This window comes from Streptomyces virginiae (genome assembly GCF_040638905.1).
Taxonomy (GTDB): Bacteria; Actinomycetota; Actinomycetes; order Streptomycetales; family Streptomycetaceae; genus Streptomyces; species Streptomyces virginiae_B.
The window spans coordinates 1-22399 of sequence record NZ_JBEZYV010000035.1; the positions used below are offsets into that span (position 1 = coordinate 1).

At 73.3% G+C, this 22399-nt stretch carries 17 protein-coding genes, 1 rRNA gene and 1 pseudogene; 14 read left to right on the plus strand and 5 right to left on the minus strand.

The annotated features are described in order from the left end of the window. The 3 genes and pseudogenes from rrf to AB0F82_RS31735 all read left to right on the plus strand — a co-directional run. Nucleotides 1-91: ribosomal RNA gene (rrf, locus tag AB0F82_RS31725) — 5S ribosomal RNA — on the plus strand; the annotation flags it as partial. Nucleotides 92-313: 222 nt separating this feature from the next. Further along, nucleotides 314-1564: pseudogene (locus AB0F82_RS38770) on the plus strand (hypothetical protein); the annotation flags it as partial. 96 nt (nt 1565-1660) lie between these two features. After that, nucleotides 1661-2497, plus strand: coding sequence for a hypothetical protein (locus AB0F82_RS31735; RefSeq protein ID WP_362633796.1), 837 nt, complete (start codon nt 1661-1663; stop codon nt 2495-2497). Between the two features lie 115 nt (nt 2498-2612). On the opposite strand, the gene AB0F82_RS31740 is transcribed toward AB0F82_RS31735, so the two are convergent. Further along, a complete protein-coding gene (locus tag AB0F82_RS31740; protein WP_356815062.1) occupies nt 2613-3884 on the minus strand; it encodes a DUF1015 domain-containing protein in 1272 nt (423 codons plus the stop codon). Nucleotides 3885-3971: 87 nt separating this feature from the next. On the opposite strand from AB0F82_RS31740, the gene AB0F82_RS31745 reads away from it, so the two are divergent. The 4 genes from AB0F82_RS31745 (at nt 3972) to AB0F82_RS31760 (ending at nt 8065) form a co-directional block, all read left to right on the plus strand. Next, nucleotides 3972-5063: an HAD-IIA family hydrolase gene (locus AB0F82_RS31745; protein ID WP_362633700.1), complete on the plus strand. Its 1092-nt coding sequence runs from the start codon at nt 3972-3974 to the stop codon at nt 5061-5063. 73 nt (nt 5064-5136) lie between these two features. Then, nucleotides 5137-6195 (plus strand): FecCD family ABC transporter permease, encoded by a 1059-nt coding sequence (locus tag AB0F82_RS31750; protein ID WP_356815064.1) that lies wholly within the window; start codon nt 5137-5139, stop codon nt 6193-6195. Beyond that, on the plus strand, nt 6192-7238 hold the full coding sequence (locus AB0F82_RS31755; RefSeq protein WP_362633703.1) for a FecCD family ABC transporter permease: 1047 nt from the start codon (nt 6192-6194) through the stop codon (nt 7236-7238). Before AB0F82_RS31750 ends, AB0F82_RS31755 begins: the two co-directional genes overlap by 4 nt. Beyond that, nucleotides 7235-8065 (plus strand): ABC transporter ATP-binding protein, encoded by an 831-nt coding sequence (locus AB0F82_RS31760; protein ID WP_362633706.1) that lies wholly within the window; start codon nt 7235-7237, stop codon nt 8063-8065. The genes AB0F82_RS31755 and AB0F82_RS31760 overlap by 4 nt, the downstream gene beginning before the upstream one ends. Before the next feature lie 26 nt (nt 8066-8091). Here AB0F82_RS31760 and AB0F82_RS31765 read toward each other — a convergent pair whose 3' ends face one another. After that, nucleotides 8092-8439, minus strand: a complete 348-nt coding sequence (locus tag AB0F82_RS31765; RefSeq protein ID WP_356815067.1) for an SCP2 sterol-binding domain-containing protein — start codon at nt 8437-8439, stop codon at nt 8092-8094. A 65-nt stretch (nt 8440-8504) separates the two neighbouring features. Here AB0F82_RS31765 and AB0F82_RS31770 point away from each other — a divergent pair, with 65 nt between their 5' ends. The 5 genes from AB0F82_RS31770 to AB0F82_RS31790 all read left to right on the plus strand — a co-directional run bounded on the left by AB0F82_RS31770 (nt 8505) and on the right by AB0F82_RS31790 (nt 13832). Beyond that, nucleotides 8505-8810: a hypothetical protein gene (locus tag AB0F82_RS31770; protein ID WP_362633709.1), complete on the plus strand. Its 306-nt coding sequence runs from the start codon at nt 8505-8507 to the stop codon at nt 8808-8810. A 7-nt stretch (nt 8811-8817) separates the two neighbouring features. After that, nucleotides 8818-9633 (plus strand): TlyA family RNA methyltransferase, encoded by an 816-nt coding sequence (locus AB0F82_RS31775; RefSeq protein WP_356815069.1) that lies wholly within the window; start codon nt 8818-8820, stop codon nt 9631-9633. Further along, nucleotides 9630-10538: an NAD kinase gene (locus AB0F82_RS31780; RefSeq protein WP_356815070.1), complete on the plus strand. Its 909-nt coding sequence runs from the start codon at nt 9630-9632 to the stop codon at nt 10536-10538. The genes AB0F82_RS31775 and AB0F82_RS31780 overlap by 4 nt, the downstream gene beginning before the upstream one ends. A gap of 201 nt (nt 10539-10739) precedes the next feature. Continuing rightward, nucleotides 10740-12464 (plus strand): DNA repair protein RecN, encoded by a 1725-nt coding sequence (gene recN / locus AB0F82_RS31785; protein WP_356815077.1) that lies wholly within the window; start codon nt 10740-10742, stop codon nt 12462-12464. 252 nt (nt 12465-12716) lie between these two features. Next, nucleotides 12717-13832 (plus strand): glycosyltransferase family 4 protein, encoded by a 1116-nt coding sequence (locus AB0F82_RS31790; protein ID WP_362633713.1) that lies wholly within the window; start codon nt 12717-12719, stop codon nt 13830-13832. A 396-nt stretch (nt 13833-14228) separates the two neighbouring features. Here AB0F82_RS31790 and AB0F82_RS31795 read toward each other — a convergent pair whose 3' ends face one another. The 3 genes from AB0F82_RS31795 to AB0F82_RS31805 all read right to left on the minus strand — a co-directional run bounded on the left by AB0F82_RS31795 (nt 14229) and on the right by AB0F82_RS31805 (nt 19242). Further along, nucleotides 14229-15848, minus strand: a complete 1620-nt coding sequence (locus AB0F82_RS31795; RefSeq protein ID WP_362633715.1) for a PucR family transcriptional regulator — start codon at nt 15846-15848, stop codon at nt 14229-14231. Between the two features lie 22 nt (nt 15849-15870). Further along, a complete protein-coding gene (locus AB0F82_RS31800; RefSeq protein ID WP_356815073.1) occupies nt 15871-17253 on the minus strand; it encodes an FAD-binding oxidoreductase in 1383 nt (460 codons plus the stop codon). A gap of 159 nt (nt 17254-17412) precedes the next feature. Beyond that, nucleotides 17413-19242, minus strand: coding sequence for a glycoside hydrolase family 15 protein (locus AB0F82_RS31805; protein WP_356815078.1), 1830 nt, complete (start codon nt 19240-19242; stop codon nt 17413-17415). 444 nt (nt 19243-19686) lie between these two features. Here AB0F82_RS31805 and AB0F82_RS31810 point away from each other — a divergent pair, with 444 nt between their 5' ends. Together AB0F82_RS31810 and AB0F82_RS31815 are read left to right on the plus strand one after the other, a co-directional pair. Continuing rightward, nucleotides 19687-21339 (plus strand): CTP synthase, encoded by a 1653-nt coding sequence (locus AB0F82_RS31810; RefSeq protein ID WP_356815074.1) that lies wholly within the window; start codon nt 19687-19689, stop codon nt 21337-21339. A gap of 76 nt (nt 21340-21415) precedes the next feature. Next, complete coding sequence (locus AB0F82_RS31815) at nt 21416-22057, plus strand: NUDIX hydrolase (RefSeq protein WP_362633720.1); 642 nt, start codon at nt 21416-21418, stop codon at nt 22055-22057. Nucleotides 22058-22399: the final 342 nt, after the last annotated feature.

Here is a 22399-nt window from a genome sequence, read left to right on the forward strand (position 1 = left end):
GCCCGGTTACATTCCGAACCCGGAAGCTAAGCCTTTCAGCGCCGATGGTACTGCAGGGGGGACCCTGTGGGAGAGTAGGACGCCGCCGAACAATCTTTCAAAGGACCCTTGGTCCAGCGTTCAACGCTGGACCAAGGGTCCTTTTTGTTTTTCACCTCTTTACGCCGAAGCGCGGCCATGGGTTGGTTGCGCGAGAATGACTAGCGGTACCCCGAAGACAGGAGTCACACCCATGTCCAACTCTCCCGACGATCGTCCGGAGCGCGAGCCTCGGCGCAACGACGGCGGTGACAGGGGCGGCTACCGCGGGGGCCGTGACGACCGTGGCGGCGACCGTCCCCCGTTCCGTCGCGACGATCGTGGCGGCAGGCCGGCCGGCGGTAGCAGTAGCGGTAGTGGCGGCGGTGGCTACCGTCGCGACGACCGTGGTGGGCGTCCCTCCGGCGCTGGTGGTGGCGGCGGTTTCCGCCGTGACGACCGTCGTGACGACCGTGGTGGCGACCGTCCGTCGTACCCGCGTCGTGACGACCGCGGCGGTGACCGTCCCTCCTACCCGCGTCGTGACGACCGTGGCGGTGACCGACCGTCCTACCCGCGTCGTGACGACCGTGGCGGCGACCGTCCCAGCTTCCCGCGTCGTGACGACCGGGGTGAGCGTCCTTCGTACCCGCGTCGCGATGACGAGCGCGGTGGGTTCCGTGGCGGCCGCGACGACCGTGGCGGTGACCGTCCGTCCTACCCGCGTCGTGACGACCGTGGCGGCGACCGTCCCAGCTTCCCGCGTCGTGACGACCGGGGTGAGCGTCCCTCGTACCCGCGTCGCGATGACGAGCGCGGTGGGTTCCGTGGCGGCCGCGACGACCGTGGCGGCGACCGTCCGTCCTACCCCCGTCGTGACGACCGTGGCGGCGACCGTCCCTCCTACCCCCGTCGCGACGACCGGGGCGACCGTCCCTCCTACCCGCGTCGTGACGACCGGGGTGAGCGTCCCTCGTACCCGCGTCGCGATGACGAGCGCGGTGGGTTCCGTGGCGGCCGCGACGACCGTGGCGGCGACCGTCCGTCCTACCCCCGTCGTGACGACCGTGGCGGCGACCGTCCCTCCTACCCCCGTCGCGACGACCGGGGCGAGCGTCCTTCGTACCCGCGTCGCGATGACGAGCGCGGTGGGTTCCGTGGCGGCCGCGACGACCGCGGCGGTGACCGTCCCTCCTACCCCCGTCGCGACGACCGTGGTGGTGACCGTCCCGCCTTCCGCCGTGACGACCGCGGCGGTGACCGTCCGTCCTACCCGCGTCGTGACGACCGTGGCGGCGACCGTCCCAGCTTCCCGCGTCGCGACGACCGCGGCGAGCGTCCCTCGTACCCCCGTCGCGATGACGAGCGCGGTGGGTTCCGTGGCGGCCGTGACGACCGCGGCGGCGACCGTCCGTCCTACCCGCGTCGTGACGACCGTGGCGGCGACCGTCCCTCGTACCCCCGTCGCGACGACCGGGGTGGCGACCGAGGAGGCTTCCGTGGCGGCCGCGACGATCGCGGTGGCTACCGTGGTCGGGATGACCGTGGCGGCGACCGCGGTTACCGTTCGGACCGCGACCGTGACCCGGTCAAGCGGCTGCCGATCGACGAGGACGTCACCGGCCTGGAGATCGACGCCGACGTGCGTCAGGAGCTGCTGAGCCTGCCCAAGGGCCTGGCCGAAGAGGTCTCCAAGAACCTCGTCATGGTCGCCCGGCTGATCGACGAGGACCCCGAGCAGGCGTACGCGTACTCGCGCATCGCCCTGCGTCTGGCCTCCCGCGTGGCCGCCGTCCGTGAGGCCGCCGGCTTCGCCGCCTACGCCACGCAGAAGTACAGCGAGGCCCTCGCCGAGTTCCGTGCCGCCAAGCGCATGACCGGCTCGGTCGAACTGTGGCCCGTCATGGCCGATTGCGAGCGCGGCCTCGGCCGCCCCGAGCGTGCGCTGGCCATGGCCGGTGAGCCCGAGGTGCAGAAGCTCGACAAGGCCGGCCAGGTCGAGATGCGACTGGTCGCGGCCGGTGCCCGACGGGACCAGGGGCAGCTCGAAGCCGCCATCGTGACCCTGCAGAGCCCCGAGCTGGCGTCCAACGCCGTCCAGCCGTGGACCGCGCGCCTGCGGTACGCCTACGCCGACGCCCTGCTGGCGGCCGGTCGTGAGGACGAGGCCCGCGAGTGGTTCGGCAAGGCCCTCGAAGCGGACAAGGACGGGGCCACCGACGCCTCGGACCGTCTCGCCGAGCTCGACGGCGTCGAGTTCGTCGACGCCGCGATCGACGCGGCCGACGACGAGGACCAGGACGGGACCGAGAACCTCGTCGACGACGAGGACGACGAGGACGACGACGAGGACGCGGCGGAGATCGCCGCGGCCGAGCGCGCCACCGACGTCGCCGAGTACTACGACGAGGACGACGAGGAGTACGAGCCGCTGGAGCAGTCCGCGGCCGACTCCGATGTCCGGGGCGACAAGGCCTGAGCCACGTCGCAGTGACGTCGGACTGAAGAAGTCGGACTGAAGAAGAAGGGCGGTACCCCGGTCGGGGTACCGCCCTTCTTCGTGTCCGGGGTCGGGGCCAGTGGGCCCGGAGGGTTCAGCCCAGTCCGCGCAGGACCAGGCCGGTGGCCGGCTTCGGTCCGAAGGACGTGGACTTCCGCGGCATGGTGACCCCCTGGCGGGCGAGGTCGCGTACGACCTCCTCGCGCACGGGGTGCAGCAGGACGGCGGTCCCCCCGTGGCGTTCGGCCATCTCCACGGTGGACGCTGCGTCGTGGATGTACGTGATCTGGTCCGGGGCGTCCGGGACGCGCCAGAGCGCGTCGAGCAGCGTCGCGTGCAGCACGGTGGCGTCCAGCCGGCGCCAGGCCTCGGGGCGGTCGTGGCGGACCGTGCGGTCGAGGAGGGCCAGGTCGGGATCGGTGACCAGGTGGAAGGTGCCGTCGCCGGCGAGGAGGAAGGCGTTGCCGCGTTCCGCCGCGTCCGAGAGGGCGTCCAGGGCCAGCGGAAGGGGCCCGTCGACGGGGCGGACCCGGAAGTGACCGGCGACGGCCGCCAGCGCGTCGGCGACCGGGAGGCGGCGCAGCATCCGGTGGATGGCGCGGACCTGGAGCGGGTAGCGGGCGGTGTCCACGAGGAGCACCAGGCCGAAGTCCCACGCGGTGGGTGAGCCGTGCTCCTCCTGCAGACGCAGGTACGTCGCCCAGCGGTGGTGGCCGTCGGCGATGAGGGCCTGGCGGTGGCTGAGGTCCGCCGTGACGGTGGCGAGTTCGGCCGGGTCGGTGATGGCCCAGAGCCGGTGCTGGAAGCCGTCCTCGGTGGTGGTCGACAGCAGGGGGGCGCGCTGGGCGGTCCGCTCGACGACCGCCGCCGCACCCGCGCCGGGGTCGTCGCCGCGGTAGGTGAGGAGGAGGGGTTCGAGGTTGGCGGAGGTGGCCCGCATCAGGCCCGCCCGGTCGGTCACCACGTCCGGCATGACGTCCTCGTGGGGGAGGACGATGCCCGCGTCGGCGGTGGACAGGGCCAGGGCGCCGATGACGCCGCGCTGGAGCAGGCCCGCCCTGCGCTGCTCGTACACGTACAGCGCGGGCTCCGGGTCGGCGGACAGGATGCCCTCGGCGAGCCAGTCCCGCAGGGTGCGTGCGGCCTGTTCGTTGCGCGCGGCCGGGGTGCCGGCCTGGGGGAGGATCAGGCGGACGATGTTGTGCGGGTCGGCGGATTCGAGGTGGTCGACTCCGTCGGGACGCACGACCACGTCGTACGGCGGCGAGGTGACGGCGGCCAGGCTGCCGACACGCTCGGGGACGTAGCGCAGGCCATGGAACGGGATCAGGCGCAGTCCGTGCTCCGCGGTGCCAGAAATGGTCATTGGTGCATGGTAAGTCGCGTCTCGCCATGCGGGATGATCGGGGCAGTAGGGAATCGGACAAGATCGATCACAGAGGGAGCGGCCAGAATGACCCGGCAGATCAGGACCAGTCCCGCGGCGTGTGACCAGAGTCTGCACCAGGCGTACGACACCGCTCTCCTGGACCTGGACGGGGTGGTGTACGCGGGCGGGCGGGCCATCGGCCACGCCGTGGAGTCCCTCGCGGCGGCCCGTGCCGACGGCATGCACCTCGCGTACGTCACGAACAACGCGCTGCGGACCCCCGAGGCCGTCGCCGAGCATCTGGGCGAACTGGGCATCCCGACGGAGGCGGCCGAGGTGATCACCTCGGCGCAGGCGGTGGCCCGGCTGATCGCGGAGCAGGTGGAGCCGGGGTCCAAGGTGCTGGTGATCGGCGGGGAGGGGCTGCGGGTCGCGCTGCGCGAACGCGGGCTCGTGCCGGTCGAGTCCGCCGACGAGGAGGGCCTCGCGGCCGTCGTGCAGGGCTACGGCGGGCCGGACCTGGCATGGGGCCGGTTCGCGGAGGCCGCGTACGCGATCAACCGGGGCGTGCCGTGGTACGCGTCGAACACCGACCTGACGATCCCCGGGGCGCGGGGCATCGCGCCGGGCAACGGGGCCGCGGTGGAGGTCGTACGGATCGCCACGGGCGCGGACCCGCAGGTGGCGGGCAAGCCGCTGCCGCCGATGCACCGGGAGACGGTGCTGCGGACCGGGGCGAAGCGGCCGCTGGTCGTCGGGGACCGGCTGGACACCGACATCGAGGGCGCCTTCAACGGGGAGGTGGACTCGCTGCTGGTGCTGACCGGGGTGACCGACGCGGAGCAGCTGCTGCGTGCCGAGCCCCGGCACCGGCCGACCTACGTGGACCGGGACCTGCGCGGGCTGCTGTCCGGGCAGCCGGAGGTGGTGCCGGCCGCGGAGGGGTTCCGCTGCGGCGGGTGGACGGCGGTCGCGTTGAACAACGGTGTGCTCGAACTGAGCGAGGACGGCGAGGGCGGCGAGGGCGGCGAGGGGGCCGCGGGGGGCACCGGGGGCGGGTCGGACCGGGACCCGATGGACGGTCTGCGGGCGCTGTGCGCGGCGGCCTGGACGGCGGCCGCGGAGGGTGCGTGCACGCTGGATCCGGCGAAGGCGCTGGCCAGGCTGGGTCTTTAGGGCCGCCTGCGCCGGATGCCCCCGGGGACCTCCGGGGTCCGTCGGGGGCGCAGGCTAGGCTAACCTAACCTGCGTGTTGGTTGAGAGTCCTCCTGAATCCGGACCGAGCGCGGCGCCACCGCCCGACGCCGTCGCCCGCCCACGCCATGCCGCGCGTGCCGCCGGCCTGGCCGGCGCCCTCGTGGTGCTCGCCCTGATCGCGGTGGTGAGCATCGCCGTGGGCGCCAAGCAGATGCCCCTGGACGAGGTCTGGCACGGCCTCTTCCACTACTCGGGGACCACCTCGGACGTGGTCGTGCGGGACCTCCGGGTCCCGCGCACCCTCCTCGGGCTGATGGTCGGGCTCGGACTCGGCCTGTCCGGGGCGGTGATGCAGGCGCTGGCCCGCAACCCGCTGGCCGAGCCCGGCATCCTCGGTGTCAACGCCGGCGCCGCGGCGGCCGTGGTCTCCGCGATCAGCTTCTTCGGCGCGAGCTCGCTGAGCGAGTTCGTGTGGTGGGCCTTCCTCGGTGCCGCCGTCGTCTCGGTCGTCGTGTACGTGCTCGGCGGCAGCCGCAGCGCCACGCCGGTGCGCCTCGCGCTCGCCGGTACGGCGGCCAGCGCGGCCCTCGTCGGCTACATCAACGCAGTGCAGCTGATGGACAGCAAGGCGCTGGACAAGCTGCGCTTCTGGACGGTGGGCTCGCTGGCCTCGGCCAACATGGACACCGTCCGGCAGGTCGCCCCGTTCCTGCTGGTCGGCGCGGTGCTAGCGCTGACGCTCGGCCGGCCGCTCAACGCGATGGCCATGGGCGACGACACGGCCCGGGCGCTGGGCGCGAACCTGACGCGGACCCGGGTCGGCGCGATGCTCGCCATCACCCTGCTCTGCGGTGCGGCGACCGCCGCCTGCGGGCCCATCGTCTTCATCGGCCTGATGATCCCGCACCTCGTGCGCGTGTTCACGGGACCGGACATGCGCTGGGTGCTCGCGTATTCGGCCGTCCTGTCGCCCGTCCTGCTGCTCGGCGCGGACGTAGTCGGCAGGGTCGTCACCCGGCCGGCCGAGCTGCAGGTCGGCATCGTCACCGCGCTCATCGGCGGGCCCGTGTTCATCTACCTCGTCCGGCGCAAGAGGATGGCCCAGCTGTGACCGTGACCGCCAAAGCCCGTCCCGTGCGGCTGCCGGGCGGGGTGTCGCTGCGGATCGAGCGGCGCGCCCTGGCCGTGGGCGTCCTGCTCGTCCTCGCCGCCTTCGCCATGGCCGTCCTGCTCATCGGTACCGGTGACTTCGACATCGCGCCGTGGGACGTCGTACAGACCCTGCTCGGCAACGGCACCCCCGCCAACGACTTCATCGTCAACGACCTGCGGCTGCCCCGGGTGCTGGTCGCCCTGCTGGTCGGCGCCGCCCTCGGGATGGCCGGAGCCGTCTTCCAGTCGGTGACCCGCAACCCGCTCGGCTCGCCCGACCTGCTCGGCTTCTCGTACGGGTCCGCGGTCGGCGCCCTCGTCGTCATCATCCTGCTGAACGGCTCGGCGACCGAGGTCGCCGTCGGCGCGCTGCTCGGCGGCCTGCTGGCCGGCACCGCCGTCTACCTGCTGGCGTACAAGCGGGGCATCCACGGCTACCGGCTGGTCCTGGTGGGCATCGGCGCCTCCGCGATGCTGGTGGCCGTCATCCAGTACCTGATCACCAAGGCCCAGCTGGTGGAGGCCTCACGGGCGATGGTCTGGCTGACCGGCTCGCTGGCCGGCCGGGACTGGGCACAGGTGTGGCCGCTGATGGTGACCTGCGCGGTGCTCTTCCCGCTGGTGCTGGGGCAGAGCCGGGCCCTGCGGATGATCGAGATGGGCGACGACGCCGCGTACGCGGTGGGGGTACCGGTGGAGCGCACCCGGCTGCTGCTGATGCTGGCCGCCATCCTGCTCACCACGGCGGCGAGCGCCGCGGCCGGGCCGATCAGCTTCGTCGCGCTGGCCGCGCCGCAGCTGGCGCGGCGGCTGACCCGCTCGCCCGGCGCCAACCTGCTGTCCGGCGCCCTCATGGGCTCGGTGGTGCTGCTGCTCTCGGACTGGGCCTCGCAGCGGGCCTTCGGCGCGGACCAGCTGCCGGTGGGCGTGGTGACCGGGCTGGTCGGCGGTGTCTATCTGCTCTGGCTGCTCGTCACCGAGCGCAAGGCAGGACGTATATGAACCTCAGGAGTGCGCAAGTGCAGCGGTTGACCGCGGAGAACGTGACCCTCGGCTACGACCAGCGGGTCATCGCCGAGAACCTGTCGGTGGAGATCCCCGACAACTCCTTCACGGTGATCGTCGGCCCCAACGCCTGCGGCAAGTCCACGCTGCTGCGGGCCCTGTCGCGGATGCTGAAGCCGTCCGGGGGACGGGTGCTGCTGGACGGGCAGGCCATCGGGTCCATGCCCGCGAAGAAGGTCGCCAAGACGCTGGGCCTGCTCCCGCAGTCCTCGATCGCGCCCGACGGCATCACGGTGGCCGACCTCGTCTCGCGCGGCCGGTACCCGCACCAGGGGCTGCTGCGGCAGTGGTCGGCCGAGGACGAGCGGATCGTCAAGGAGTCGATGGCCTCGACCGGGGTCGCCGAGCTCGCCGACCGGGCCGTGGACGAGCTGTCGGGCGGGCAGCGGCAGCGCGTGTGGATCGCGATGGCCCTGGCCCAGCAGACGCCGCTGCTGCTGCTCGACGAGCCGACGACGTACCTGGACATCCAGCACCAGATCGACGTGCTGGACCTGTGCGCCGAACTGCACGAGACCCGGGACCGCACGCTCGTCGCCGTGCTGCACGACCTCAATCACGCCGCCCGCTACGCCACGCACCTGATCGCCATGCGGGGCGGGAAGGTCATCGCCGAGGGGGCGCCGCAGGAGGTGGTCACCGCGGAGCTCGTGGAGAAGGTGTTCGGGCTGCGCTGCCAGATCATCGACGACCCGGAGACGGGGACGCCGCTCGTGATCCCTGCGGCGCGCAAGGCCCGTACGGCCGCCGTGCCCGCCGGCTAGCCCGGCGGGCACGGCACGGGCGGGCGTCAGAGCAGGCTCTTCAGCCTCAGCAGGTCGCGGATGCCGGCCTCCAGCCTGACCCGGCCGGAGGCCCAGGCCTTCGCGAACTTCAGCTCGCCCGCGACCAGCGCGAGCAGGTCGTCGCCGGTCATCGCGAGGCGGATCTCGGCCTTCTGGGCCGGCGGGCCCGGAGCGACCGCGTCCACCCGGATCCGGCCTCCTTCGAGGCGGCCCGTGAACGTCTGGTCCAGGTCCGTGATGTGGCAGCTGAGGGAGCGGTCGAACGCGGCCGCGCCGCGCACACCGTCCTCGGCCCGCGCGAGGTTGTCGGAGAGTCGGTCGAGTGCTGCACGGCACTCCTGGATCGTAGCCATCGTGATCACGACCGTACCGCAGAGCCGCGCGTCGCCGCGGGGGCGCTTCGGGGTAGCGTCGTGGCATGAGCGACGAAGCAGCCGAGACCCGTGCGGAGGCCCGGAACGAGCCCGCGTCCGAGGCCGGGGCCGACGCCGGGGTCCGGGCCGACGCCGCCGACGGGCCCGCGGGGCCCGCGCCGCTGGGCGTCGTACGCACCCCCACGGGCCACGCCGGGGTGGACGCGCACCTGGAGCGGCTGGAGGACGCGGACCGCCTCGGGGCGGACGGACACGTCGAGGTGTACGAGGATGTCCACCGGGGGCTGCGTGAGGCGCTGACGGCGCTGGACGCACCGCCCGTCCCCGGACCGTACGAAAACAGGAGCTGAACCGAACGTGGCAGGAGTGGCACGCCGCCGCCTGGACGCCGAACTGGTACGCCGCAGCATGGCCCGCTCGCGCGAGCACGCCGCGCAGCTGATCGCCGCGGGCCGGGTGACCGTGGGCGGCGCGACCGCGACCAAGGCCGCCACCCAGGTCGAGACCAGCGCGGCCCTCGTGGTCCTCAAGGACGACGCCGACCCCGACTACGTCTCCCGCGGCGGACACAAGCTCGCGGGCGCCCTCGCGGCCTTCCAGCCGCAGGGGCTGCGGGTCGAGGGCCGCCGGGCGCTGGACGCGGGAGCGTCCACCGGCGGCTTCACCGACGTGCTGCTGCGCGCGGGCGCGGCCCACGTCATGGCGGTCGACGTCGGCTACGGGCAGCTCGCCTGGTCGCTGCAGAGCGATGACCGGGTCACCGTGAAGGACCGCACGAACGTGCGCGAGCTGACGGTCGAGCAGATCGACGGCGTCCCGGTGGACATCGTCGTCGGCGACCTCTCCTTCATCTCCATCGGCCTGGTGCTGCCCGCCCTGGTGCGGTGCACGGCGCCGGACGCCGACCTGGTGCTGATGGTCAAGCCGCAGTTCGAGGTGGGCAAGGACCGGCTGGGCAGCGGCGGCGTCGTGCGCAGCCCGGAGCTGCGGGCGGAGGCCGTGCGCGAGGTCGCGGCCCACGCCGCGGCCCTGGGACTGGGGGTCCTCGGAGTGACCGCCAGTCCGCTGCCGGGGCCGTCCGGGAACGTCGAGTACTTTCTGTGGCTGAGGGCGGGGGCACCGGCGCTCGACCCGGCGGATGTTGACCGTGCAGTGGCGGAGGGGCCGCAGTGAAAGATTCTTCGGGGGAACGGACCGTATTCCTGCTCGCGCACACCGGGCGGCCGGCGGCCATCCGCAGCGCCGAGCTGGTCGTCAAGGGGCTGCTGCGCTGCGGGCTGGGCGTACGGGTCTTCGACCACGAGGCGGTGGACCTGCCGCTGCCGCCGGAGGTGGAGCTCGTCACCGAGTCCACGCCGGGGGTGCTCGACGGGTGCGAGCTGCTGGTGGTGCTGGGCGGTGACGGGACCCTGCTGCGGGGCGCCGAGTTCGCGCGCGCCTCGGGCGTGCCGATGCTCGGCGTCAACCTGGGCCGGGTCGGCTTCCTCGCCGAGGCCGAGCGGGACGACCTGGACAAGGTCGTGGACCGGGTCGTGACGCGCTCGTACGAGGTCGAGGAGCGGATGACCCTCGATGTGATCGTGCGCACGAACGGCGACGTCGTCCACCGGGACTGGGCGCTGAACGAGGCCGCGGTCCAGAAGGTGTCCCCGGAGCGGATGCTGGAGGTGGTCCTGGAGATCGACGGGCGCCCCGTGACCGGCTTCGGCTGTGACGGCATCGTCTGCGCGACTCCGACGGGCTCGACGGCCTACGCCTTCTCCGCGGGCGGGCCGGTGGTCTGGCCGGAGGTGGAGGCGCTGCTGATGGTGCCGATCAGCGCGCACGCGCTGTTCGCGAAGCCGCTGGTGACCTCGCCGAACTCGGTGCTGGCGGTGGAGGTGCAGAACGGCACCCCGCACGGCGTCCTGTGGTGCGACGGCCGGCGCATGCTGGAGCTGCCCGCCGGGGCCCGCGTGGAGGTCCGGCGGGGTGCTGTGCCCGTGCGGCTCGCCCGGCTGCACCACGCGTCCTTCACGGACCGGCTCGTCGCGAAGTTCGCCCTGCCGGTGTCGGGCTGGCGCGGCGCGCCCCACTGACGGACGTACCTCACCGGAGAACGCGGCAGGCGGCGGGCGTCCACGGGACCTCGCCGCCCGCAAGGCCGCCTGCGATCAACGGTGTTGTCGTTCCGGGCCCGCCGCCAGAGCATTAATAGCACACGCGTTCGGAGAACTCGGGACGGGTGACGTCACATGGCACCGCGGAAACCTCGGTATCGTCGTCCCGTGCTTGAGGAGATGCGGATACGGTCGCTCGGGGTCATCGACGACGCGGTGGTCGAGCTGTCGCCCGGTTTCACCGCGGTGACCGGCGAGACCGGCGCGGGCAAGACGATGGTCGTCACCAGCCTCGGGCTGCTGCTCGGCGGTCGCGCCGACCCGGCCCTGGTGCGGATCGGGGCCAAGGCGGCGGTGGTCGAGGGCCGCATCGTCATGCGCCCGGACGCCCCCGCCGCGGTACGCGCCGAGGAGGCCGGCGCCGAGCTCGACGACGGCGCCCTGCTGATCAGCCGGACCGTGTCCGCCGAGGGGCGTTCGCGCGCCCACGTCGGCGGCCGCTCCGTGCCCGTCGGCCTGCTCGGCGAACTGGCCGACGACCTGGTCGCCGTCCACGGACAGACCGACCAGCAGGGCCTGCTGCGGCCGGCCCGGCAGCGGCAGGCGCTCGACCGGTACGCCGGGGACGCCGTCGCCGTGCCGCTGGAGAAGTACGTCTCGGCCTACCGCAGGCTGCGCGCGGTCGCCGTGGAACTCGACGAGATCACCACCCGGGCCCGGGAGCGGGCCCAGGAGGCGGATCTGCTCCGCTTCGGGCTGGACGAGATCGCGGCCGTGGAGCCGGTGGCCGGCGAGGACGCCGAGCTGGCGGCCGAGGCGGAGCGGCTCGGTCATGCCGAAGCGCTGGCCTCGGCGGCCCAGGCGGCGCACGCCGCGCTCGCGGGCAACCCCGAGGACCCCGAGGCGATCGACGCGAACATGCTCGTCGCCGGAGCCCACCGGGCACTGGAATCCGTACGCTCGCACGACCCGGCTCTCGGGGCGCTCGCCGAGCGGATCGGGGAGCTCGGCATCCTGCTGTCCGACGTCGCCGGGGAACTGGCGGGCTACGCCGACGACCTCGACGCCGATCCGCTGCGGCTGGCCGCGGTGGAGGAGCGCCGGGCCGCCCTCACGCAGCTGACCCGCAAGTACGGCTCCGGGGGCACCGTGGACGCCGTGCTGGAGTGGGCCGAACAGGGCGCGGCCCGGCTGCTGGAACTGGACGGCGACGACGAGCGGATCACCGAGCTGACCGCCGAGCGCGACGGACTGCGCTCCGAACTGTCGCTGCTGGCGCAGGCGCTGACCGACGCCCGGGTCGAGGCGGCGACGCGCTTCGCCTCCGCGGTGACGCAGGAGCTGGCGTCGCTGGCGATGCCGCACGCCCGGGTGACGATCGACATCCGCCAGGCGGAGGACCCCGAAGGAGTGGACGTGGACGGCCGCCCGGTCGCCTACGGACCCTCCGGCGCCGACGAGGTCGAACTGCTGCTGGCACCCCATCCTGGGGCCCAGCCGCGGCCGATCGCCAAGGGCGCCTCCGGCGGTGAGCTCTCCCGGGTGATGCTCGCGGTGGAGGTCGTCTTCGCCGGCACCGACCCGGTGCCCACCTACCTCTTCGACGAGGTCGACGCGGGAGTCGGCGGCAAGGCGGCGGTCGAGATCGGCCGGCGCCTGGCGAAGCTCGCCAAGTCGGCGCAGGTCGTCGTCGTCACCCACCTGCCGCAGGTCGCGGCCTTCGCCGACCGGCAGCTGCTGGTGGAGAAGACCAACGACGGCTCGGTCACCCGCAGCGGTGTCACCGTCCTGGAGGGCGAGGACCGCATCCGCGAACTCTCGCGCATGCTCGCGGGGCACGAGGACTCCGTCTCCGCGCGGGCGCACGCCGAGGAACTGCTGGCGGCGGCGCGCGCCGACGCGTGAACCCGCACACCACTCGGAGGGCCCGGAACGCATGACGTTCGGGGCCCTCCGCTTGTCCGCGAACGACTGATTCGGACCCGAAACGCACCGATCGGCGCGTCACTCTCCGGATTCCACTTAAGCCGTGTGGGTGAGGCTGGGGGGTGTCCGGCCGTATCCCGCACAGGATCCGCACCCATATGGTCCCGGAACGCGCGTACGGACTGGCATCCTTGGCGACATCTCTGACTCCTCCCCCTGGAGCTTCGGCCCGTGAGCAGCTCCCCGGTCTCCACCCCCGTCGCGGCCCAGCCCTACGGGCGCCAGCCGCTGCGCACCGTCCAAGTGCTCGGCGACGGTGCGGGCGCGGGCAGTTGCGCGCACGTCCGATCGCTCGCCACCGGGCTCGCCGCGCGCGGGGTGCGGGTCACGGTGTGCGCGCCCGTGCGGGCGGAGGGGGAGTACGACTTCACCGGCGCCGGGGCGGAGTTCGCGCCCGACGCGGTGAGCGTGCTGCGGGCGGCGTGCGCCGGGGCGGACGTCGTACACGCGCACGGGGTGCGGGCCGGGCTGCGGGCCGCGCTGGCCATACGCGGCCGCCGGGTGCCGCTGGTGGTGAGCTGGCACGGCGACGGCCCGACGGCGCCCGGCACGCTGGGGCGGCTGAGCCGGATACTGGAACGGCGCGTGGCGCGGGCCGCCGCCGTGGTGCTCGGAGCCTCCTCGGACCTCGTGGACCTCGCGCGGCAGCGGGGTGCCCGGGACGCGCGGCTGGCCCCCGTGGCGGTCCCCGCCGCCCCGGAAGGGGCGTCGGACGCAGGCAAGCTGAGGGCGGAACTCGGGGTCGTGGAACGGCCGTTGCTCATCGCGGTCGGCAGCCTGGCGGCGCACCGCGGGTACTCGGTCCTGCTCGACGCCGCGCGGGAGTGGCGGGCCCTGGAACCCGCACCGCTGCTGGTGATCGCGGGGGAGGGGCCGCTGCGGGCCGAACTGGCCCGGCGGATCGAGGCGGAGGGGCTCCCGGTCCGGCTGCTCGGGCGCCGGCGGGACGCGGAGCAGCTGCTGGCAGCGGCGGACCTGGCGGTGCTGCCGAGCCGCTGGGAGGCGCGGGCCCTGCTGGCGCAGCAGGCACTGCGGGCGGGCGTGCCGCTGGTCGCCACGGCGGTGGGCGGTGTGCCGGAGCTGGTGGGGGAGGGCGCGGTGCTCGTCCCGCCGGGGGAGGCGCACGCCCTCGCCTCGGCCGTGGCCGGCCTCCTGGCCGATCCGGCCCGCCGGGCCGACCTGGCCGCCGCCGGGCGCATACAGGCCGCGACGTGGCCGTCGGAGGACGACACGGTGGCGCAGGTCCTTTCCGTCTACGACGAACTGACGGAACGCCGCCGCCGCTAGCCCTTCGCCTGCGGCGCCGCCCGGCGCCACGGCCGCAGCCTGCCCGTCGGCGCCCTGCGCGCAGGCGGGGCCGGGCGTTTCAGCCTCGCCGGCGTCTGAGGCGCGGGTGCGGGCAGAGCCCGGGGAACGGTGGAAGGGCGGGTAGGGGACCAGCCCCGCAGGGCCCCGCCAGGACCGTGGCCGGGCGCGGCGCCGCTGCGGGGCTCCGCCCCGGGCCCCGCGCCTCAAACGCCGGCGGGGCTGAAGTGGCGGGGCCTGCCCCCGGGCCCGCCTGACGCGTCGGCGGGAGTGGCGGGGCCGTCGCCGGGCGAGGGGGGATGCGGTCGGCGGAGCGTGTCCGGCGCAGCGGGCCGGAGCCCGCGAGGCGCCCCTGCGCCGAGTGGTGCGAGGGACGCGTCAAGAAGGGGTGGCGTGGCGGCGGGCGCGGAGGGCGAGGCTGAGGGAGAGGACCGTCTCCGGGTCGTCCAGGTCCGTGCCCAGCAGCTCCGAGATGCGTGCCAGCCGGTTGTAGAGGGTCTGCCGGTTCAGGTGCAGCTCACGGGCCGTCTCCGCCTTGCGGCCCGCATGGGCCAGGTACGTCTCCAGCGTCGGCAGCAGCGGCGGCCGCGAAGTCCCGTCGTGCGCCCGCAGTGGACCGATCGCCCGGTCGACGAAGGCGGCCAGGTCGGGGTGTTCGCGGAGCCGCCACAGCAGCAGGTCGATGTCGAGGCGGCGGGCGTCGTACCAGGGGCGGGCCGGCAGGCCGTGGGCCGCCGTCGCCGTCTCCGCCGCGTGCCGAAGACCCGCCGAGGCGGCCGCCCAGCCGCCCGCGACGCCGACGACGACGGCCGGCGGAGCGGTGGCCCGGTCCAGGCCGGCGCGTTCGACCCCGGCCCGCAGCGCCGCCGCGACCCGGTCGGCGACCGCCGTGCGCTCCGACTCCGCCCGCAGCGACACCAGCAGCGGCACCCGGCCCTCGACCGGGCGGACGCCCAGCAGCACCGGGACCCCGACGGACGACAGCTCCTCCAGGACCGCCCGGGCCAGGACGGCCCAGTTGCCGGACGGGCCGAGGTCCGACAGCCGCATGACCACCGGCAGCAGCGGGCCGGCGCCCGGCTTGAAGCCCAGCACCCGGGCCTGCGCCGGCGCGTCCTCCGCCGAGATGCGGCCTTCCGCGAGGTCCGTGAGGAAGTCGCCGCGGCCGCGCGCCGCCAGTTCCTCCTCCTGCCGCGCCTGCATGAGGACCACGGCCAGTACCCCGGCCGTACGCTCCGCCGCCATCCGGTGCACCGGGAGCAGCGGGCCCGAGACCCCGACCAGGACCACGCGGGCCCGCACCGAGCCCGTGCCGTGGCCGCCGCCCGGTACGTCGATCACCACCGTGTTCGCGGACGGTTCGGCCTCGCGCTGGCCGCGCAGCCCCTCCCACACCTGGAGCGGGTCCGCGCCCGGGTCCCCGGCCGAGCTGGCGGCCGCGTACAGCAACTGCCCGTCCGGGGTCTCCAGGAAGACCGGGTTCCCCGTGAAGTCGGCCAGGATGCGCAGCACCTGCGGGATGCCCCCGCCGCCCAACAGGGCCTCCGTACAGCGCCGGTGCACCTCCTCGGCCCGCTGGAGCAGGGCGTAGTGGCCGTTGACGATCTCGGTGTGGACCTCTTCGGTGACCGCGACGAAGGGGACCTCCCGGTGGAGCTGGACAAGGGGCAGTCCTGCCGCGCGCGCCGTCTCCACGAGCGTCGCGGGCAGCCGGGTGAAGCGCGGTCCCAGCTCGACGACCAGCGCGGCGATGCCCCGGTCCGCGAGGCGGCGTACGAAGGCCCGCTGCTCGGCGGGGCGGGTGCCGAGGCCGAGCCCCGTGGTCAGCAGCAGCTCGCCGCCCTTGAGCAGGGAGGCGATGTTCGGCACCTCGCCCGCGTGCACCCAGCGGACGGTGCGGCCCAGGCGGTCGGCGCACGCCACGACTTCCGGCAGGCCGCTGCGCAGCCCCGGCAGCTCCAGCGCCCGCTGAACCGTGATCCCGCCCTGGTTGTCCATGTCGCGGGACGCTATCAGGGGGTCAGGCCGGGCGGATGTTGTGGTTGAAGCGGAAGACGTTGTCCGGGTCGTACTGCCGCTTCAGGGCGCCCAGCCGCTGCATGTTCTCGCTGCCCAGACCCGAGACCACCCGGTCCGTGCCCTCGTTCCCGGTGAAGTTCAGGTACACCGCTCCGGTGCTCCAGGGCTCGGAGTCGGACCGGACGTCCTTGACCCACTGCCGGCACCTCTCGTCGTCGGCCGGGTCCTCCCACACCCCGAACGGGTGCACCGCCCAGGGCGCGCCGCGGTACGGCACCGGATAGTCGTCGGGGCCGGAGGCGATGGCGCCGCCCTGCGGGAAGACCAGGTGCTGGGTGCCGGTCGGGACCGGCATCGAGTCGGCACGGGCGCAGAAGACGTCGACGAACTCGTCGGGCAGGCCGGTGAGGTACTCCGCCGACCAGTAGTTCCGCATGCCCGGCGGGTCGTCGATCATGCACTGGAGGTCGGCGTACGGGATGGCGGTGACGATCTCGGACTCGTGGGGGATCGCCAGCAGCGGCTGCGCCAGCTTGCGCATCTCGTCCTCCGGGCCCGCGTACGTCAGCAGCACTCCGGCCAAGAGCCGGCCCACCAGGTGCGGCGGCACGAACTCCTCGGGCGGCCCGGTGATGTAGAGCGCGGCGCCGGAAGCCTCCGGCGGTGCGGCCTCGATCAGGTCCCGGTAGGCGCGGACCACCTCGGGCCCGCGTTCGGGCAGGTACAGCACGAACGCGATCGACATGTGCGGCAGTTCGTGCAGACGCAGCGTCAGTGAGGTGGCGACACCGAAGTTCCCGCCGCCGCCGTGCAGCCCCCAGAACAGCTCGGGGTGGTCCTCCGAGGTGGCGTGCACCAGCTCGCCCTCGGCGGTGACCAGGTCCACGCCCAGCAGGTTGTCGACGGCCAGGCCGAACCTGCGGTCCAGCCAGCCGGTGCCGCCGCCCAGGACGAAGCCGCCGACCCCGGTGGTGGAAGCCCGGCCGCCGGTGGTCGCGAGACCGTACGGCTGGCAGGCGCGGTCCAGGTGGCTCATCGTGGCGCCGCCCTCGACGTGCGCGGCCCCGGCCGCCGGGTGGACCGTCACCTCGTGCATCCGCCGCAGGTCCACCACGACGCCCCCGTCATTGAGGGCCATCCCGGCGACGCTGTGACCGCCGCCGCGCACGGCGATGTGCAGGTCCAGCTCCCTCGCGAAGCGCACGGCGGTGACCACGTCCTCCGCGCTCTCGCACTGGGCGATCACGGCGGGCCTGCGGTCGATCATCGCGTTGAAGACGGTCCGGGCCTCGTCGTAGCCCGGATCCTCCGGGGCGAACACCTCACCGGACAGATCCTCGCGGAGCGCGGTCAGGGCCGCGCCCGCCTTCGAGAGGGGAGCCATGGCTGCCCCCTTCCAACGGACGGAGGGCATAAGACCCTTCCAGCCTAGGCCCGGAGGATCACCGGGGCGCGGCGAGCGCCGCGCCCCGACCCGGGCGCGGTGAGCGCCGTGCCCCCACCCGCCCCGACCCGCCCGGAAGTCCCGGAGGCAGGAGCGGCCTCAGCCGCCGTACGCCCCGCTCGCGGTCAGCCGCAGCGCCGTGTCGATCAGCGGAACGTGGCTGAACGCCTGCGGGAAGTTCCCCACCTGCCGCTGGAGCCGCGGATCCCACTCCTCCGCCAGCAGGCCCAGGTCGTTGCGCAGTGCCAGCAGCCGCTCGAACAGCCGCCGCGCCTCGTCCACCCGGCCGATCATCGCCAGGTCGTCCGCCATCCAGAACGAGCAGGCGAGGAAGGCTCCCTCGTCGCCCTCCAGGCCGTCGACACCGGCCTCCTCGCCCGCCGTCGGGTAGCGCAGGATAAAACCGTCGGGGGTGGACAGCTCCCGCTGGATCGCCTCGATCGTGCCGATGACCCGCTTGTCGTCCGGAGGAAGGAAGCCCATCTGCGGGATCAGCAGCAGGGAGGCGTCCAGCTCCTTCGACCCGTACGACTGGGTGAAGGTGTTGCGCTCCTTGTCGTAGCCCTTCTCGCACACGTCCTGGTGGATCTCGTCGCGCAGTTCCCGCCAGCGCTCCAGCGGGCCGTCCGCGTCCCCGCTCTCGATCAGCTTGATCGTGCGGTCCACGGCCACCCAGGCCATCACCTTGGAGTGCACGAAGTGCCGGCGCGGGCCCCGCACCTCCCAGATGCCCTCGTCCGGCTCGGACCAGTGCGTCTCCAGGTAGCGGATCAGCTTGAGCTGGAGCAGGGAGGCGTAGTCGCTGCGGGCCAGACCGGTCATGTGGCCCAGGTGCAGGGCCTCGGTGACCTCGCCGTACACGTCGAGCTGGAGCTGGCCGGCGGCGCCGTTGCCGACACGCACCGGGCGGGAGCCCTCGTAGCCGGGCAGCCAGTCCAGCTCGGTCTCGCCGAGCTCACGTTCGCCCGCGATCCCGTACATGATCTGCAGGTTCTCCGGGTCGCCGGCCACCGCGCGCAGCAGCCACTCGCGCCACGCGCGGGCCTCCTCGCGGTAGCCGGTGCGCAGCAGCGAGGAGAGGGTGATGGCCGCGTCGCGCAGCCAGGTGTAGCGGTAGTCCCAGTTGCGGACCCCGCCGATCTCCTCCGGGAGGGACGTGGTCGGCGCGGCGACGATCCCGCCCGTGGGGCCGTACGTGAGGGCCTTGAGCGTGATCAGGGAGCGGACCACGGCCTCCCGGTAGGGCCCGTGGTACGTGCACTGCTCGACCCACTCGCGCCAGAACTCGGTGGCCGACTCCAGGGCCGCCTCGGCGTCGGGAGCCTCGGGCGCGCCGCGGTGCGAGGGCTGCCAGCTGATGCTGAAGGCGATCCGGTCGCCCGGCCCGACGGTGAAGTCGGAGTACGTCGTCAGGTCCTTGCCGTACGTCTGCGCGTCGGTGTCCAGCCAGACCGAGTCCGGGCCGGCGACGGCGACGGTACGCCCGTCGACCTTGTGCACCCACGGCACCACACGCCCGTAGCTGAAGCGCATGCGCAGGCTGGAGCGCATGGGGACGCGCCCGCTGACGCCCTCCACGATGCGGATCAGCTGCGGCGCGTGGTGCTCGCGCGGCGGCATGAAGTCGATGACGCGGACGTTGCCCCGCGGGGTGTCCCACTCGGACTCCAGCACCAGCGAGTCGCCGCGGTAGCGGCGGCGGGTGGCGGGCGGCGCCTCGGAGCCGGCCGGGAACGCCGGCCCGATCCGCCAGAAGCCGTGATCCTCGGTGCCGAGGATGCTCGCGAACACGGCATGGGAGTCGAAGCGGGGCAGGCACAGCCAGTCCACCGCCCCGTCCCGGCAGACCAGTGCCGCGGTCTGCATGTCCCCGATCAGTGCGTAATCCTCGATGCGCCCGGACACGTGCATCTCCAGTCGAACGGCCACGTCCGCCCCGAAGGGCGCTTGCATTGCGTTTGGGCGGTCTCCTGTGTGCAGGGACCTCCGCGTGAGCCCATGATTCCGTATATCGGCTCGATTAGGCCGTCTGACGGACTGCCCGGCGGTGATGTGTGCAATATCCGAGCAGGATATGACGGCACCCTAGTGATCTTTTCCAGGCCGCGGGGAATGACGTTGGGCCGAACGGGTGAGCATCGGGTTCCGCGCCCCGGCGCACATCGGCGCTCTGCTACGAGCCGTGGACGGCGCGTGGCCGGAGGCGGACCGGCCCGGGCGCTGATAGGCTGGTACCCCGTGGACCGGTGGTCTGCCTGTGCGAATCAGGAACCCCGAAACCGCAGCTTCGGCGCCCCCTGAGACCCTTCCGGATCGACGGTGGCCGGCGCCGGACGCACCTCACCTCGCGACCACGGGAGCCCCCTCTTGGCGATGCCGCCCAAATCCATGACGACCAAGCACATCTTCGTCACCGGGGGTGTCGCTTCCTCCCTCGGCAAGGGCCTGACGGCCTCCAGCCTGGGTGCGCTCCTGAAGGCGCGCGGTCTGCGGGTCACGATGCAGAAGCTCGACCCGTACCTGAACGTCGACCCGGGCACGATGAACCCGTTCCAGCACGGCGAGGTGTTCGTCACCAACGACGGCGCCGAGACCGACCTGGACATCGGCCACTACGAGCGCTTCCTCGACGTCGACCTCGACGGCTCGGCCAACGTCACCACCGGCCAGGTCTACAACACGGTCATCGCCAAGGAGCGGCGCGGCGAGTACCTCGGTGACACCGTGCAGGTCATCCCGCACATCACCAACGAGATCAAGCACCGCATCCGCCGCATGGCGACCGAGGACGTCGACGTCGTCATCACCGAGGTCGGCGGCACCGTCGGCGACATCGAGTCGCTGCCGTTCCTGGAGACCGTCCGCCAGGTCCGCCACGAGGTCGGCCGCGACAACGTCTTCGTCGTGCACATCTCGCTGCTGCCCTACATCGGCCCCTCCGGCGAGCTGAAGACCAAGCCGACCCAGCACTCCGTCGCGGCCCTGCGCAACATCGGCATCCAGCCCGACGCCATCGTGCTGCGCGCCGACCGCGACGTCCCCGTCTCGATCAAGCGCAAGATCTCGCTGATGTGCGACGTGGACGAGGCGGCCGTGGTCGCGGCCATCGACGCCAAGTCGATCTACGACATCCCCAAGGTCCTGCACACCGAGGGCCTGGACGCGTACGTCGTGCGCAAGCTCGACCTGCCCTTCCGCGACGTCGACTGGACCGTCTGGGAGGACCTCCTGGACCGGGTCCACAACCCCGACCACGAGGTCAAGGTCGCGCTCGTCGGCAAGTACATCGACCTGCCCGACGCCTACCTGTCGGTGACCGAGGCGCTGCGCGCCGGCGGCTTCGCCAACAAGGCCCGCGTCCAGATCAAGTGGGTCACCTCCGACGACTGCAAGACCCCGGCCGACGCCGCGGCCCAGCTGTCCGACGTGGACGCGATCTGCGTGCCCGGCGGCTTCGGCGACCGCGGTGTGAACGGCAAGGTCGGCGCGATCACCTACGCCCGTGAGAACAAGATCCCGCTGCTCGGCCTCTGCCTGGGCCTGCAGTGCGTGGTCATCGAGGCCGCGCGCAACCTCGCGGGCATCGAGGACGCCAACTCCACCGAGTTCGACGCCTCCACCACGCACCCGGTCATCTCGACCATGGAGGAGCAGCTGGCCTTCGTCGAGGGCGCGGGCGACCTGGGTGGCACCATGCGCCTGGGCATGTACCCGGCGAAGCTCGCCGAGGGTTCCATCGTGCGCGAGGTCTACGGCGACCAGGCGTACGTCGACGAGCGCCACCGCCACCGCTACGAGGTCAACAACGCCTACCGCGGCGAGCTGGAGAAGAAGGCGGGCATCGTCTTCTCCGGCACCTCCCCGGACAACAAGCTCGTCGAGTACGTCGAGTACCCGCGCGAGGTCCACCCCTACCTGGTGGCCACGCAGGCCCACCCGGAGCTGCGCTCGCGCCCGACGCGCCCGCACCCGCTGTTCGCGGGTCTGGTCAAGGCGGCCGTGGAACGGCAGCAGTCCGCGAAGTGAGCGCCTGACCGCATAACGTAGACAGCCGGGGCACGCATCGTGCCCCGGCTGTCGCGTTCTCGGGAAGGTATCGGCCATGGCCATCGGCAACGACATCGTGGACACACCGGAGTCGTGGGAGGTCATCGCCTCACGCACCCCGTTCGAGGGCGCGAAGACGTCCGTCAAATCGGACCAGGTCCGGATGCCCGACCGCTCGGTGGTGCGCCGGGACTACCAGGTGCACCCCGGCTCGGTGTGCGTGCTGGCCCTCGACGAGCAGCAGCGCGTGCTGGTCCTGCGGCAGTTCCGGCACCCGGTGCGGCACCGGCTGTGGGAGCTGCCGGCCGGGCTGCTGGACGTGGCGGGGGAGAACCCGCTGCACGCGGCGCAGCGGGAGCTCTACGAGGAGGCGCACGTCAAGGCGGAGGACTGGCGTGTCCTCGCCGACTTCTTCACCTCCCCGGGCGGGTCGGACGAGGCGGTACGGGTCTTCCTCGCCCGTGACCTCTCGGAGGCGGAGGGGGAGCGGTACGCGGTCTCCGACGAGGAGGCGGACATGGAGATCGCCCGTGTTCCCCTCGGCGACCTGGTCCGTGGGATCCTCGCGGGCGAGCTCGGCAATCCGGGGCTGGTGACGGGCGTCCTCGCCCTGACCGCCGCCCTGGCCTCCGAGGGCGGCATCGAAGCCCTCCGCCCGGCCCTGGCCCCGTGGCCGGCCCGCCCGTACGAGGCGTAGCCCACAGGACGCGCCAACGGCGGTGCTGGATCTTCCAGCCCTGCCGGTGTCTGAGGCGCGGGTCGGGGTCGGGGCCCGGGTCTTCCCGTCCCGCCGGTGTCTGAGGCGCGGGGTCTGGGCGCGCCCGGGTCTTCCAGCCCCGCCGGCGAATGCGGCGCGGGGTCCGGGGCAGAGCCCCGGGGAACGGTTTGAAGCGCTGGTGGGGGACGGCCCCGTGCAGCGGCCAGCCTCCGCTCGCGCCGCGGACGGCGGGTGATCCTGTCCACCGGACAGGCGAGGACAACCCCGCCTGCGGCACGGCAGGAGGAGCCTCGCCATCGGTACAGGGAAAAGCCGACCATC